This window comes from Rhodococcus sp. OK519 (assembly GCF_003051005.1).
In the GTDB taxonomy this organism is placed as follows: Bacteria; Actinomycetota; Actinomycetes; order Mycobacteriales; family Mycobacteriaceae; genus Prescottella.
In genome coordinates, this window is record NZ_QAOW01000002.1 from 348,803 (window position 1) to 362,514 (window position 13,712).

Below are 13,712 nucleotides of genomic sequence, written 5' to 3' on the forward strand. Positions count from 1 at the left end.
GGCCTCAGCCGTGGACTTGCCGGAATGGAACACCAAGGAACTCACACCCGGACAGCTCTCCGAGCGCAGCGGCGTCGCGGTGTCGGCGTTGCACTTCTACGAGCGCGAGGGCCTCATCTCGAGCCGCCGCACCAGTGGCAACCAGCGTCGCTACAAGCGCGACGTGCTGCGGCGGGTCGCGTTCGTCCGATTGTCCCAGCGGGTCGGCATCCCGCTCGCCGAGATCCGCGACGCACTGTCGACGCTGCCCGACGGCCGCACCCCCACCCGCAGCGACTGGGCGCGGTTGTCGAGCCGCTGGCACGCCGACCTCGACCGGCGCATCGACCAACTCACCCGGCTGCGCGACGACCTCACCAACTGCATCGGCTGCGGGTGCCTCTCCCTCGCGAGCTGCACGCTCGCGAACCCGCACGACGCGCTGGGCACCGAGGGGCCCGGTGCGCGAGTGATCGACGTCGAGATCGACTGACCGCGTCAGTCCCCTTCCGCGAGTCGGTGACGCGCCGCGTCCCGGTCGCGTGCCACCATCTGGCCCACCATCTGCCGGGCGAGCACCTCGATCCGGCCGCCGATGAGCGGAACCTTCACGGTGACCGATCCGCGCACGTCCAGCACCGCCCCGCCGCGGTGCGGGCGCAGTTCGTAGACGCCGTCGATCACGACGGGAATGCCCGTGGACGTCCCCTCGACGCGCCCCGACGCCCGACCGTCGCCGACCGGGCTCCACGAGTCGACGCGCTGCATGCGCATCTCGCCGCGAACGACCGTGCGCACCAACGACGGAAAGCTGTCCGCATCGACCGTTTCGATCATGGTCACCGTGACGAGCGGACGTCCGTCGCCGTCGACGGCACCGACCACCTCCACCGTGCCGCGGGACTCGGGGGGAATCCGCGAGCGCCAGTACGTTTCATCGGTCAGCAGAGCGTGCACACGCTCGACCGGATGCTCGAACTCGGCCGAGAACTCGAATCGCTTCGGCATGCGTCGGACGCTACCCGACGGGTCAGGCGATCAGTCCCCGTTCGCGGGCCGCCGCCACCGCGGCTGTGCGACTGTCGACCTCGAGTTTCGTGAACGCATGCACGAGGTGCGACTTGACAGTGGCCTCACTCACGAACAGTTCCTTCGCAATTGCCCGGTTCGACAAGCCTTGGGCCACGAGCGCGAGCACCTCTACCTCGCGGGCACTCAGGTCGGCGCGTGGCTGCTGCATCCGGCGGTACAAACGCTGTGCGACGTCGGGATCCAGCACCGTCTCGCCGCGAGCCGCGGCGGACACGGAGTCGATCAGGACCTGCGGTGCCGTGTCCTTGAGCAGGTACCCGGACGCACCGGCCTCGACGGCCCGCAGAATGTCGGCGTCCGTGTCGTACGTCGTGAGCACCACCACCCGCGGCGGCTCGGGCACCGAGGTGATCCGCGCCGTCGCCTCCGCACCGTCGATTCCGGCGCCCAGACGCAGATCCATCAGCACCACATCGGGTTTCGCGGTGGCGGCGAGCGCCACCGCCTCTTCACCCGACGATGCCTCGGCCACCACCTCGACGCCGTCGTGCGACGCCAACAGCGCGTGCAGCCCCGCGCGCACCACGGGGTGGTCGTCGACCAGCAGGACACGGACCGTGCTCACAGCGGCCTCCCGACCGGAAGTGTTGCGGCGACTGCCGTTCCGTCGCCGGGGGCGGACTCGACGACGAGGGTGCCCCCGAGTTCCGCCAGCCGGTCCCGCATCGCGCGCAGACCGAACCCGCCTGCCTCGCGCTGATCGAAACCGACACCGTCGTCGACGATGTCGAGACGGACCTCGTCGGCGGCGTAACTGAGAGTCACCCGGACCCGCTGCGCCTGCGAGTGCAGGCGCACGTTCGCGAGCGCGCTCTGCGCCACCCGCAGCAGCGCGACGTCGTAGTCCATCGACAGCGCCACCATCTCGCCGTCCGTGAGCAGCTCTCCCGCGATTCCGGTCTGGTCCGCGAGTTGGTCGAGGAGGCGGCGCAGTGCGGACTCGAGGGGTGCCGAGTCGAGATCAGCCGGAGCCAGCGCGTCCACCACCCGGCGTGCCTCGACGAGGTTCTGTTGCGCGGTGTCGGCGATCTGAGTGAAGACCGGCGTCGTATCGGTCCCCCGCAGGCCTGCGCGCGCCAGCAGGAGGATCGACGAGAAGCCTTGCGCGAGCGTGTCGTGGATGTCCCGCGCCAGCCGCGAACGTTCCGCCAGCGCACCGGACTCCCGTTGCAGCGCAACCAATTCGTCTTGGGCACCCAACAGTTCGCGATGCGCCTCGGTGAGTTCGTCGACGAGCAGTTGACGCTCGGCAGCCTGCCGCACCAGCTGCTGGTACACCGTCGCCATGCCGGCCGCGACCGCCGCCCCGATCACCGGACCGAGTATCGACGCCGTCGTGTTGCTTACGCCGTGTCCCAGGCTCGCCGAGATGGACACGACCGTGAGTGCGGCCGTCGCTCCGAGCGCCTGCGGGATCGACAGCAGATGGAAGCACAGAAAGAACAGCGCGAACGACACCCAGACGAAGTCGGGGCTCGCGATCACCAGCACGAGCCAGCCGAGCACCAGGACCGCGAGCCACAACCGCCCGGAGGACTTGCCGGTCTCACGGCTGCGCCGAGCGAACCGGACGCCGGATGCGTACCACCCGAGTTCGGCGACCGCGAGCACCACGATCCACCAATGGCCGCTCTGCGTGGCGAGTACCCGCCCCGTGCCGATCACGAGCAGGAGCACGAACAGGACGTGCGCACCGATCTGCATGGCGCGCAGCACCGGTGCCACGCCGCCACGATTGCCCGTGTCGCCGTGGTACCCGTCGGAAGTCTGCATTTCACTCACGCTAACACCGCCGAAGGAACCGGCACCGCCGTCGACGGGGAAGTCAAACTTTCGATGGACCGGGGAACTCAACCGATGCGCGATGCCCCGATCACCCTCACCGAGCGACGCTGGATGACATGTTCCTCAGTCTTCGAGATCTCCGTTTCGCCAAGGGCCGGTTCACCGTGATGAGCTCGGCACTGTTCCTGATCTCCCTGATGGTCGTGATGCTGTCGGGCCTGACCACAGGACTGGGCAATCAGTCCATCGCGGCCGTCCAGCACCTCGGCGCCGATCACTTCGCGTTCGGTGAGCCGGCGGACGGGCAGTCGCTGTCGTTCGGCGAATCCACCGTCACCGAGCAGCAGCGCGACGCCCTCGCCTCGACGCCCGGGGTCGACGGGGCCGCCGTCGTCGGGATCGCGCCCGTACGCATCACGACCGGCAACCGGGAAGTGGCGGCGTCGGCGTTCGGCGTCGACGGCAACTCCTTCGCCGCGCCCGTGCCCCTCGACCCGGGCACCGCTGCGGTCGACGCCGATCTCGCGAAGGACAACGGGTGGTCCGTCGGCAGTCCGATCGCGATCGGCGAGCAGACGTTCGAAATCGCAGCACTCGTCGACGACTCGTTCTACAGTCACCAGCCCGTCGTGTGGATCGACCACGCCGCATGGACCGGGCTGCCGTCCGCCGGCGGCAGCGACGGCACCGTGATCGCGCTGCGCACGCAGGGAAGCTTCGACGCCGGCACCGCGGAGACCGTCTCGGGTACCGCGATCACCAACGAGAAGGGCGCCCTGAATGCGATCGGCTCATACACCTCCGAACGCGGTTCGCTGCTATTGATGCAGGCCATGCTCATGACGGTCAGTGCGCTGGTGGTGGGCGCGTTCTTCACCGTCTGGACCATCCAGCGCAGCCAGGACCTCGCGGTACTGAAGGCCGTCGGCGCGTCGACGAAGTACCTGCTGAAGGACGCCCTCGGGCAGTCGCTGATCGTGCTCGTCCTCGGCGCCGGGCTGGGCACTCTCGCGGCCGTGGGCCTCGGTGCGCTCGCGTCCGGCTTCGTGCCGTTCACGCTGACACTGTCGGGCACGCTGGTGCCGTTCGTCGCGCTGATCGTGATGGGCATGGTGGGCGCCACCGCGGCGCTGGCCCGCATCGTCTCGATCGATCCGCAGACCGCCCTCGCGAACGCCCGCTGACCCTCCCGCCACCGAAAGGACATCCACATGAGCATCAACCTGCACGACATCGTCCTCACCTACCCCGACGGCGACAACCGACTCCGCGCGCTCGACGACGTCGACCTGCACGTGCGCCGCGGCGAACTGGTGGCCGTCACGGGACCGTCCGGATCCGGAAAGTCGAGCCTCCTCGCGGTCGCGGGCCTGCTGACCACGCCCGACTCCGGCACGGTGACGATCGACGGGACCGATGTGACGCGACTGGACCGCGGCGCGCGCACCGACATGCGACGCGAGAAGCTCGGGTTCGTGTTCCAGCAGTCGAACCTGCTGCCGTCGCTCACCGCGACGGAACAGCTTCAGATGATCACGCACCTGGGCGGCGGATCGGTGCGCGACAGCCGGGCTCGCGCCAGGGAACTGTTGTGCAGCCTGGGGCTGGAAGGCCAGCTCGACCGGCGACCGAACCAGCTGTCGGGCGGGCAGCGCCAGCGGGTCGCCATCGCGCGATCACTCGTGAACGACCCCGCCGTCCTGCTCGTCGACGAGCCGACGTCCGCGCTGGACGAGGAACGCAGCCGCGAGATCGTGGCGCTGCTGGCCGACATCAGCCGCGAACGGCAGGTCGCGACCGTCATGGTGACGCACGATCTGAACCAACTCGACCTCGTCGACTCGGCCTACGAAATGCACAGCGGCGCTCTGCGTCCGCGGCAGATCGCTACAGCAGCGAACTGAACCGGTCGTTGGCCTTCTGCATCACGAACTCGTACGGCGGGGAGAACTTGCGCGCCCACCAGTAGCCGAAGCGGATGTCATTGGACGTGTAGACGAGATAGCGGTTCTTCTCGATTCCGGCGACGATGCAGTCGGCCACCTTCTCGGGAGTGACAGCATGCTTCTCGAATCGACTGGTGAGCTTGCGCACCCGAGGATCCGCGCGGTCGATGCCCGCGATCTGCACCGACTCGACCAGGGGCGTCTTGACACCCCCGGGCACCACCAGGCTCACGCCGATGCCGTGCCGCTTGAGATCGAACCGCAGGACTTCCGACACACCACGCAGCCCGAACTTGCTGGCGCTGTACGCCGCGTGCCACGGCAGGGCCAGCAGACCGGCCGCGGACGAGACATTGACCAGGTGTCCCCCGCGTCCGGCGGCGATCATCGGCGGCACAAAGCGCTCGATGATGTGAATGGGGCCCATCAGGTTCACATCGACCATCGACTTCCAATGCCGGTGCTCGAGGTTCTCGACCGTGCCCCACGCAGAGATCCCCGCAACGTTCATGACGATGTCGAGGCTGCCGAACTCCTCGTGAACCTCGTCGGCGAACGCGGTCACCGCGTCGAAGTCGGTGATGTCGAAGGCGCGCGCCGCCAACACCTTTCCGCCCGTTCCGCTGCACAGCGTGACGGTCTCCGCCAGCCCGACCTCGTTCACGTCGGTGAGGACCAACTCGGCGCCTCTACCTGCCGCCACAATGGCCGTCGCGCGCCCGATTCCGCTGGCCGCACCCGTGACGAGACACTTCTTTCCGTCGAGCGTTCTGATCGCCATCGTCTGCAGATCCCCCCACGTTCGCCGATCGTTCCGTCCGCCCGCAGTCTACGTGGCGCGCGCCACACCCGCGCCGGACAAAATGTCGGCGCGGGCAGGGCGAAAGGGTCGGCGCGTCAGAGGCGCTGGGCCATCTCGTCCTGGTAGTCGCGGATCGTCTTCTCGATCCCGTCCGCGTCCTCGGGGCGCCCGTGGCTGCGGGCGTCGTCGGCCCGATCACGCAGCACACGAATCGCCCTGCGCAATTCGTTGTCGCTCATTCTGCGGTCCATGGGACAAGTCTCCCCGCTGTCGCCGAGGTTTACCAGCCGATCCGAAATCGTCGAGGAGCGCCGGAAATGCCCGACGCCCATCCGAGCAAAGGTGAGGTTATTCGAATCGAGCGCCCACTTACGGGCACCCCGTCCGCGCCATTCCGGCCGACAGCCGAACATATGACCAGTCAACGCTTTCGAGCTACCCTCGGGCTATCGCCGGTGCTACTATCGTCGCGATGTCTGATTTCGCCGCACGGCTGAACAAGCTCTTCGATACCGTCCACCCACCCGGACGGAAACCACACACCAACGCCGAAGTGGCGAACGCCCTCATCGCGGACGGCCACCAGATCTCGAAGCCGTACATCTCGCAACTGCGCTCCGGTCAGCGATCCAATCCGTCCGACGAGACAGTTGCCGCGTTCGCGAAGTTCTTCAAGGTCAAGCCGGCGTACTTCTTCAACGACATCTACGCGTCCAAGGTCGACCACGACCTCGAACTCCTCAACCAGTTGCGGGGCTACGACCTCCGGAGACTGGCGACGCGCGCGTTCGATCTGTCCGAGGAGTCCCAGGCACTGCTGACGACCCTGGCGGAGAAGCTTCGTGCAGCAGAGGGCCTGCCCGAGATTCCCCCGGACGCCTCGCTCTGACGACGGCCCACAGACACGAAGAAGGCCCCCTCCCGAGGGAGGGGACCTTCTTCTTTGTGGAGCTGAGGGGAATCGAACCCCTGACCTCTTCGATGCGAACGAAGCGCGCTACCAACTGCGCCACAGCCCCGAACCACAATCAGCTTTCGCTGACCGCTCCGAAACTCTAACAGGCTGCGCGTCCGGAAGACGAATCGGCTGGTCAGCAGGCATATTTAGTGTCTACAACCTCGACACCACGAAGGGCACCCGATCATTGATCGGGTGCCCTTCGTGGACGTGTTCCGGGGAAGCTCGGGAGGCCCGGGAGGCTCGGTGGCTACTGCCCCGAGACTCGTCGCAGACCCTCGTCGCCGTAGCGACTGTTGTCGTAGCCGTACTCGGCGGCCTCGGCGTCGTAGAACTCGAGGTGATCGAACGCGGGATCCCCGTCGTCGACCTCGAGAACGACCGCGCCTGGGCGACGTAGGCGTGACGGCACGAGCCGTAGTTCGTCATCGGACAGCGACTCCACGCCGAGCCTCGACCGGCCGACCCGCGCCATCCGGCGCCGGCGAATGGCGTGCTCCATGTGGACCTGCCGCCGCAGATAGGCCAGATAGAATCCCAGACCGGCGACGCTGAGCGCGCACACCCACCACATGACGGGCGTGAGCGCTATCGCCAACCCGGCAGTGAGCAGGGACGCGAAGACCAGTCCCAGCATCGAGCGCTGGCGGAACTGGTACCGCGCCGCCCGCGCGATCGCGTCGGCCTCGGGGTCGAATCCACCCCGGCCCCGTCGGTCCGAAACGTACTCCCCCGCGGCGCTGCCATCATGCGCCCTCGGGTCGTCGTCGGCGTGAGCGTCCATTCGATCCTCCGCGTGCGTGCCGTATGAGTCGTCAGTGCGGGCGTCACCGGATTTCGATACCGGTTGCCAGTTCGGGTCACTGCGATGCCCCGCTGCAGGGCCTCGAGCCGTCCGTTCAGCGCCACCACGAAGCAACACTCGAGTCGCGAGGGCCGCGTCCGTCGTCTGCCTGATGCGAGGACGCTTACTGACAAGCATCGGAACAAGGACGAACAGCCAGACGGCGACGAGCGCGATCCAGATGATCGAGGAACTCGGCATACCGGCGACCTCCTCCCATTCGTCTACCAGCACTGATGACGCCAATGACCCGTTCAGGTTAGTGCCAGCGAGGCCCCGATCGTCGCAGACGCGCCGACTCAAGTTTCGCAGGTGTCACACCCGTCACTCGATTATCACCTCTCGAGGAAGAAATTGCAGCCTCGAGATTCGACGGGCCGCGCCGGCCGCCGAGCGCCGATCGAACCCGCTCGATCGAACCCGCTCCATCGAACCCGCGCTCGAATCCCGGCAATGGTGACGATCCGGACGACTACGCAATCGAGAATGTGACAAAACTCGTCACCGACTCCAAATCGTTAGCGCCCCTTTATCAAAATTGAGAAAACAAGTCGCCAAAATCTTACGAATCGGTGATGCAGCCCCAATACTGCATCCGGGCGAACACTCCTGTAGCGGTCGTCCACATCCGCCCGAGGCCGGAGTTCTGCTCCGGTCGTGTATTGAACGAAGACGAGGAATTCCCATGCACGCGAATCACGAGTCTTTCCTTCGCCATTTCCGCCGCCGCACCTTCACGCGCTCGGCGACTGCGGTCGTCGCGGGTGCGGCGGCGCTGACTCTCACGGCCAACATCGGTACCGCGGGCGCCGAGGTCACTCAGCAGGAGAACACCTCGGCCCACACCGTGAGCTTCGACGGCTGGGACCTCAATGTCGAGCAGACCGGGCAATCGATCAACAGCGTGCAGCCGTTGTCGGGCAACCAGTTCACACGCGACCTCTTCGCCAGCCAGCGAGCGCTCGCCACGGTGAGCGGCAACGGTAGTTCGCCGTACATCGGAGGGACCCTCGAGGTCGGCTACCAGATCGGCTACCAGGCCGACGTCTCCAACGGCGCCGTCATCACCGGCAACGCCGGCGTCACCCCGGGCGCGGTCTTCATCCCCGAGGTATCGGAGAACCTGATCCTCACGGCCGACCCCGAGGTCCCCGCCGTCGTCGAACTGTTCAACGGGCAGGCACTCGAACTGGGTGTCGAGACTCCGGTCGAGGGCAACCTCTCGACGCAGATCGCCCCCGGCACCATCGCGACCGTTCCGGTGCAGAAAAAGGAGTGCAAGTCCACGCAATGCGCCATCACGCTGCGCGACGTCCACCTCGAGGTCAATCACGCACTCGGGACGGTGTCGGTGCGGTCGTACGCGATCTTCACCGCGTCGACCGACATCGCCGACGACGTCGTCGTCAGCTACGGCCCACCCGTCATCGTGTGATCGAGCGCCGAGCGGCCTCGTCGGGCTTCGGGCCCCGGCGGGGCCGCTCGGCCGTCCGGACGGCTCACCCCCAGGTGGCGCGCCCGGCCCGCACGAGACGATCGGAAATCGATCCCGGAACTTCCTCCACCGTCATCGCGACGAGCAGGTGGTCGCGCCACTCGCCGTCGACGTCCAGGTAGCGGCGGAGCAGGCCCTCCTCCCGAAAGCCCGCATGCTGCAGCACCGCCCGGCTCGCGACGTTCTCCGGACGCACGGTGGCATCCACCCGGTGCAGGCCCATCGGGCCGAAGCAATGGTCCAGACCGAGAGCGAGTGCGCCGGTCGCGACGCCCTGCCCACCGACGTCCTTCGAGACCCAGTACCCGATCCACGCCGAACTCAGTGCGCCGCGAATGATGTTGCCGACGGTGATCTGCCCGCAGTAGTGGCCGTCGAGCTCGATGACCATCGGCAGCATGCGGCCCTTGCGAGCCTCCGAACGCAGGCTGGAGCACAGTCCGGGCCAGGCCGTGACATGGTGTCGGTCGTTCCACGACGCCTGCCCGGTGGGTTCCCACGGCTCGAGGTGTTCGCGGTTCGTGATCCGCAACCGACTCCACGTCGCGGCATCGCGCAACCGAATCGGCCGCAACGTCACTCGACCTCCCGCGACCCGGAGCGGACCGACCCGGGCCGGCCAACCCGGATGGACGGATCCGTTCCGCTCAGCCGCGCTGCGCAAGGAACGCGACTTCCACCTCTTCACCGGCGCGAACCTCGGTGACCTCGGGATCGACGAGCACCAGACAGTTTGCCTCGGCAAGCGTGGCCAGCAGGTGGGACGAGGCCCCCGGGGCACCGCCGAGCGCCTGCACCAGGTACTCGCCGGTGGACTCGTCGCGCATCAACTGCCCCCGCAGGAAACCCTTGCGGTTCGCGATGGACGTGATGGGGGCGACCGAGCGGGCCGTGACGATCCGGCGCATCGGCTGCCGCCGTCCCAGCGCGATACGGATCAGCGGTCGCACCATGACCTCGAACACGACGAGCGCACTCACGGGATTCGACGGAAGCAGAAAGGTGGGAACCTCGTCCCGCCCGAGCTGACCGAATCCCTGCACCGACCCCGGGTGCATCGCCACCCGCTCGACCTCGAGGTCACCCAGATCCGCGAGCGCGTCGCGGACCTCGTCGGAGGCTCCGCCGCCGACGGCACCCGCAATGACGACGATCTCGGAGCGGATCAACTGTCCCTCGACGACCTCGCGGAGGCGACGCGGGTCCATCGTGGCGATGCCGACCCGATTCACATCGGCGCCGGCATCGCGGGCCGCTGCCGCGAGCGCATACGAGTTGACGTCGTACACCTGACCCGGACCGGGCGTCCGGTCGATGTCCACCAATTCGCCGCCGACCGAGATCACGGACAGTCGCGGACGCGGATGGACCAGGACCTTGTCCCGGCCGACCGCGGCGAGCAGCCCGACCTGAGCGGCACCGATGATCGTCCCCGACCGGACCGCGACATCGCCGGGCTGGACGTCGTCGCCCGCCCGTCGGACGTAGTCGCCGGACCGGACCGGCTTGTAGACCTTGACCCTCGCGTGGCCGCCGTCGGTGCGGTCCATCGGTAGGACCGCGTCCGCGAGCGTCGGCAACGGCGCGCCGGTGTCGACGCGGACCGCCTGACGCGGTTGGAGCCGGATGGGCTGACGCGAGCCTGCGGTGACCTCACCGACCACCGGAAGGGTGAGCTCGGTGGGCTCGCCGTCCTCGCCGCGGATATCGGTACCCGCGGCGAGAACGTCGACACTGCGAACTGCGTAGCCGTCGATCGCAGCCTGGTCGAAGCCCGGCAGTGGCCTTTCGGTCACCACTTCTTCGGCGCAGAGCAACCCCTGCGCCTCGGAGATCGCCACCCGGACAGGCCGGGGTGCCACCGCGGCAGCAGTCACCCTCGACTGCTGCTCCTCAACCGAGCGCATGTGGTTCCTCGTCCTCCAGACCCTGTCGACCCGACCGTGTACTGCTGCGAACCGCTATTCGGCGGAAGGCTGCTTCAGACGGTCGGCCAGCCAATCCCGCAGCGACGGGCCGTACTCGTCGCTGTTCAACGCAAAGTCAACCGCAGCGCGCAGGTAACCGCCGGGATTTCCCAGATCGTGTCGAGTTCCGCGGTGGACCACGACGTGGACGGGATGTCCCTCGGAGATCAGCAGGGCGATCGCATCGGTGAGCTGCAATTCGCCGCCCGCGCCCGGAGTGATCCGGCGCAGCGCGTCGAAGATCGCGCGATCGAGCAGATACCGACCGGCCGCGGCGAAGGTGGACGGAGCGTCCTCCATGGCCGGCTTCTCGACCATTCCGGTGACCTTGAGGACATCCGGGTTGGTTGCGTCCGGAACCGTCTCGACCTCGAACACGCCGTACGCGCTGACCTGCTCCTTGGGCACGTCGATGGCGCACAGCACGCTGCCGCCACGCTTGGCGCGCACCCGGGACATCGTGTCGAGCACTCCGCGCGGCATGACCAGGTCGTCGGGCAGAAGTACCGCGATGGCGTCCTCGTCGTCGTCGAGCACCGCTTCGGCGCAGCCGACCGCGTGACCGAGGCCCAGCGGCTCCTCCTGCACGACGGAGTCGACTTCGAGCAGACCCTGGGCCTTGCGGACCTTTTCCAGCAGGTGGTACTTGCCGCTGGCTTCGAGCTTGCTCTCGAGAACGAGGTCCTCGACGAAGTGAGCGACGACACCGTCCTTACCGGGCGACGTCACGATGACGAGGCGGTTGGCTCCGGAGTCGGCCGCCTCTCCTGCCACCAATTCGATCCCCGGGGTGTCGACCACCGGGAGTAACTCCTTCGGGACGGTCTTCGTTGCAGGTAGGAAGCGTGTTCCCATACCTGCAGCGGGAACGACCGCCGTCCGAAAGCACCTGTTTGCATTGGTGACGGCATCTGTCATAACTCACCACCCTATCCATCCGGCCCCCGCGGCCGGACGGAGCGATCCTAAGGTGGCGGTCATGGATCCGCTCTCCAAGCCGGAATGGCGTGCTCGCATCCTCCGGGAACGCCGCACACTGTCCGCCGAGACACGAGCCGCCGAGGCCCGGTCATTGGCGTCGGCGTCCGTGTCGTTCGTCACCGCGTCGGCTCCGACGGGCGCGGCGACGACTGTGTGCGCGTATGTACCCGTCGGCTCGGAACCCGGTTCGATCGAGATGCTCGAGGCACTGCGCGCGGCCGGCGCCAGGGTGCTGGTGCCGGTCACCGGCGAACCGGGACCACTCGCGTGGGCCGAGTTCACCGGCGACTTCGACCTGGCACGGGCCGGGCACGGCCTTCGCGAACCCACCGGCCCGGTCCTGCCCACCGGAGAGATCGCGGCGGCCTCGGTGATCTTCGTGCCGGCACTCGCGGTGGACGAGCACGGCGTCCGGCTCGGCCGCGGCGCCGGGTACTACGACCGCACCCTCGGCTCGGCCGATCCGGGCGCGGCTCTGGTGGCGGTGGTCCGGGACTCCGAGCTGGTACCGGCGCTGCCGGGTGATCCGCACGACGTGCCGATGCAGTACGCGCTCACTCCGGGTCGCGGGCTCGTCGCGCTGCGCCCCGAGTGACATCCACGACGTTTCGGTACCTGCGGAAATAGAAGGCTGGTTCGCACTGTTGGCACTGTCGACTGTAGAGTGCCAACACCTGCGGTTTGACTACACAGTGCGGAGGAACCCAGTGCCCACCTACTCGTACGCCTGCACCGAGTGCGACAACAAGTTCGACATCGTGCAGTCGTTCAGCGACGACACCCTGACCGTGTGCCCGGCATGCTCGGGCAAGCTCCGCAAGCTGTTCAACTCGGTCGGCATCGTCTTCAAGGGCAGCGGCTTCTACCGCACCGACAGCCGCGGCGGCGGCTCCAGCACGGTCAGCGAGCCCGCGAAGAAGTCGGAGTCCACCTCGGCATCTTCGGCTTCCCCGGCGTCCTCGACCACGAGCTCGTCCAGTACTGCCGCAGCGAGCTAGTCTCCGCCCGAACCGCTTTCTCCACAGCACCCGGCCTATCCACAGGCCGGTTCGTTCGCCCAGGAACGACTCGGCCGGTTCCGCGCACCCGGCCGTAGCGTCCGACCCATGCCGAAGTCTTCCGTCCGTCTCCGCGGGCCGAGTGCGGGATCGTCACTCGCGCCGACCATGCGCAACCGGGTCGGCGTCCTCGTGCGCCCGGACTGGGCACGCACCGACACCGCACGACGGGTCACCGCCGCCGTCCTGATCGTCGCCGCCGGCGTCCTCCTGCTGCGCGACGGCCTCGACGACTCGGGGTCCCCGGTCCTGGTCGCTGCGCGCGATCTGGCGCCCGGCGACGTCCTCTCCCCTGACGACATCCGCGCGGTGAATCGACCCGATGCCGACGCCCCCGAGGGCGCCGTACGAGACGTCGGGGAGGTCTCCGGCCGCACCGTCGCCTCCCCCGTCCGTGTCGGCGAGATCCTCACCGACCTCCGGCTCCTGGGTCCGCGTCTGACCGAGGCGGCCGCGGGATCGGCCGATGCGCGCATGGTGCCGGTCCGGTTGACGGATCCGGGACTGTCCGAACTCATCCGCGCCGGTGACCGCGTCGACGTCCTCACCGTGGAACAGCCGACCGGGTCGGCCGACTCGAAGCGCCCCACCGCGACAGTGCTCGCGACCGACGCCACGGTTGTCCTCGTCGCCCCCGAGGAATCCGGCGGCGGGCGCCGCGACCGCGTCGTCATGCTCGCACTGCCGGCTCCCGACGCCGGTGCGGTGGCGACGGCGTCGCTGACCGACGCGATCACGGTGACTCTGCGCTGACGGCCCACGACTCGAATCCCGGTCAATTAGGGTCGCTGGTGGACTCGACATC

General features: G+C 67.9%; 17 protein-coding genes and 1 tRNA gene. 8 read left to right on the plus strand and 10 right to left on the minus strand.

The window, feature by feature from the left end; all coding sequences use genetic code 11:
• The first annotated feature begins 10 nt into the window (after positions 1–10).
• Entirely contained in the window at positions 11–472 is a 462-nt protein-coding gene (soxR, locus tag C8K36_RS08940) for a redox-sensitive transcriptional activator SoxR (RefSeq protein ID WP_107984108.1), read from the plus strand.
• A gap of 5 nt (positions 473–477) precedes the next feature.
• On the opposite strand, the gene C8K36_RS08945 is transcribed toward soxR, so the two are convergent.
• From C8K36_RS08945 to C8K36_RS08955, 3 genes are read right to left on the minus strand one after another with little or no spacing between them, the layout of a single operon-like run.
• The gene (locus tag C8K36_RS08945; RefSeq protein ID WP_107984109.1) at positions 478–987 is read right to left on the minus strand and encodes a DUF2505 domain-containing protein; all 510 of its coding nucleotides are present in this window, start codon (positions 985–987) and stop codon (positions 478–480) included.
• 22 nt (positions 988–1,009) lie between these two features.
• Positions 1,010–1,636, minus strand: a complete 627-nt coding sequence (locus tag C8K36_RS08950) for a response regulator (RefSeq protein WP_107984110.1) — start codon at positions 1,634–1,636, stop codon at positions 1,010–1,012.
• The gene (locus tag C8K36_RS08955) at positions 1,633–2,844 is read right to left on the minus strand and encodes a sensor histidine kinase (protein ID WP_107984111.1); all 1,212 of its coding nucleotides are present in this window, start codon (positions 2,842–2,844) and stop codon (positions 1,633–1,635) included. The genes C8K36_RS08950 and C8K36_RS08955 overlap by 4 nt, the downstream gene beginning before the upstream one ends.
• A gap of 128 nt (positions 2,845–2,972) precedes the next feature.
• Here C8K36_RS08955 and C8K36_RS08960 point away from each other — a divergent pair, with 128 nt between their 5' ends.
• Positions 2,973–4,040: an ABC transporter permease gene (locus C8K36_RS08960; protein WP_107984112.1), complete on the plus strand. Its 1,068-nt coding sequence runs from the start codon at positions 2,973–2,975 to the stop codon at positions 4,038–4,040.
• Between the two features lie 27 nt (positions 4,041–4,067).
• Positions 4,068–4,760: an ABC transporter ATP-binding protein gene (locus C8K36_RS08965; protein ID WP_107984113.1), complete on the plus strand. Its 693-nt coding sequence runs from the start codon at positions 4,068–4,070 to the stop codon at positions 4,758–4,760.
• Here C8K36_RS08965 and C8K36_RS08970 read toward each other — a convergent pair.
• Both C8K36_RS08970 and C8K36_RS24755 read right to left on the minus strand, forming a co-directional pair.
• Complete coding sequence (locus C8K36_RS08970) at positions 4,744–5,583, minus strand: SDR family oxidoreductase (protein ID WP_107984114.1); 840 nt, start codon at positions 5,581–5,583, stop codon at positions 4,744–4,746. The two genes, C8K36_RS08965 and C8K36_RS08970, sit on opposite strands and share 17 nt — an antisense overlap.
• A gap of 116 nt (positions 5,584–5,699) precedes the next feature.
• Positions 5,700–5,843 carry a hypothetical protein gene (locus C8K36_RS24755; RefSeq protein WP_181319499.1) on the minus strand — a complete coding sequence of 48 codons (144 nt, stop codon included), beginning with the start codon at positions 5,841–5,843 and terminating at the stop codon, positions 5,700–5,702.
• A gap of 233 nt (positions 5,844–6,076) precedes the next feature.
• Here C8K36_RS24755 and C8K36_RS08980 point away from each other — a divergent pair, with 233 nt between their 5' ends.
• Complete coding sequence (locus tag C8K36_RS08980; RefSeq protein ID WP_107984116.1) at positions 6,077–6,493, plus strand: helix-turn-helix domain-containing protein; 417 nt, start codon at positions 6,077–6,079, stop codon at positions 6,491–6,493.
• 57 nt (positions 6,494–6,550) lie between these two features.
• Here C8K36_RS08980 and C8K36_RS08985 read toward each other — a convergent pair.
• Together C8K36_RS08985 and glpR are read right to left on the minus strand one after the other, a co-directional pair.
• Positions 6,551–6,623, minus strand: a tRNA-Ala gene (locus tag C8K36_RS08985).
• Positions 6,624–6,812: 189 nt separating this feature from the next.
• The gene (gene glpR, locus C8K36_RS08990) at positions 6,813–7,607 is read right to left on the minus strand and encodes a gephyrin-like molybdotransferase receptor GlpR (protein WP_107984332.1); all 795 of its coding nucleotides are present in this window, start codon (positions 7,605–7,607) and stop codon (positions 6,813–6,815) included.
• A 484-nt stretch (positions 7,608–8,091) separates the two neighbouring features.
• On the opposite strand from glpR, the gene C8K36_RS08995 reads away from it, so the two are divergent.
• Positions 8,092–8,841 (plus strand): MspA family porin, encoded by a 750-nt coding sequence (locus tag C8K36_RS08995; RefSeq protein WP_107984117.1) that lies wholly within the window; start codon positions 8,092–8,094, stop codon positions 8,839–8,841.
• Between the two features lie 64 nt (positions 8,842–8,905).
• On the opposite strand, the gene C8K36_RS09000 is transcribed toward C8K36_RS08995, so the two are convergent.
• From C8K36_RS09000 to C8K36_RS09010, 3 genes are read right to left on the minus strand one after another with little or no spacing between them, the layout of a single operon-like run.
• Complete coding sequence (locus C8K36_RS09000; RefSeq protein ID WP_107984118.1) at positions 8,906–9,565, minus strand: GNAT family N-acetyltransferase; 660 nt, start codon at positions 9,563–9,565, stop codon at positions 8,906–8,908.
• Complete coding sequence (glp, locus tag C8K36_RS09005; RefSeq protein WP_107984119.1) at positions 9,549–10,808, minus strand: gephyrin-like molybdotransferase Glp; 1,260 nt, start codon at positions 10,806–10,808, stop codon at positions 9,549–9,551. The genes C8K36_RS09000 and glp overlap by 17 nt, the downstream gene beginning before the upstream one ends.
• A gap of 54 nt (positions 10,809–10,862) precedes the next feature.
• Positions 10,863–11,786, minus strand: coding sequence for a UTP--glucose-1-phosphate uridylyltransferase (locus C8K36_RS09010; RefSeq protein ID WP_107984120.1), 924 nt, complete (start codon positions 11,784–11,786; stop codon positions 10,863–10,865).
• 61 nt (positions 11,787–11,847) lie between these two features.
• On the opposite strand from C8K36_RS09010, the gene C8K36_RS09015 reads away from it, so the two are divergent.
• The 3 genes from C8K36_RS09015 to C8K36_RS09025 all read left to right on the plus strand — a co-directional run bounded on the left by C8K36_RS09015 (position 11,848) and on the right by C8K36_RS09025 (position 13,660).
• Positions 11,848–12,444: a 5-formyltetrahydrofolate cyclo-ligase gene (locus C8K36_RS09015; RefSeq protein ID WP_181319479.1), complete on the plus strand. Its 597-nt coding sequence runs from the start codon at positions 11,848–11,850 to the stop codon at positions 12,442–12,444.
• A 112-nt stretch (positions 12,445–12,556) separates the two neighbouring features.
• A complete protein-coding gene (locus tag C8K36_RS09020) occupies positions 12,557–12,847 on the plus strand; it encodes an FmdB family zinc ribbon protein (protein WP_107984122.1) in 291 nt (96 codons plus the stop codon).
• A 108-nt stretch (positions 12,848–12,955) separates the two neighbouring features.
• On the plus strand, positions 12,956–13,660 hold the full coding sequence (locus C8K36_RS09025; RefSeq protein ID WP_107984123.1) for an RcpC/CpaB family pilus assembly protein: 705 nt from the start codon (positions 12,956–12,958) through the stop codon (positions 13,658–13,660).
• Positions 13,661–13,712 lie beyond the last annotated feature (52 nt).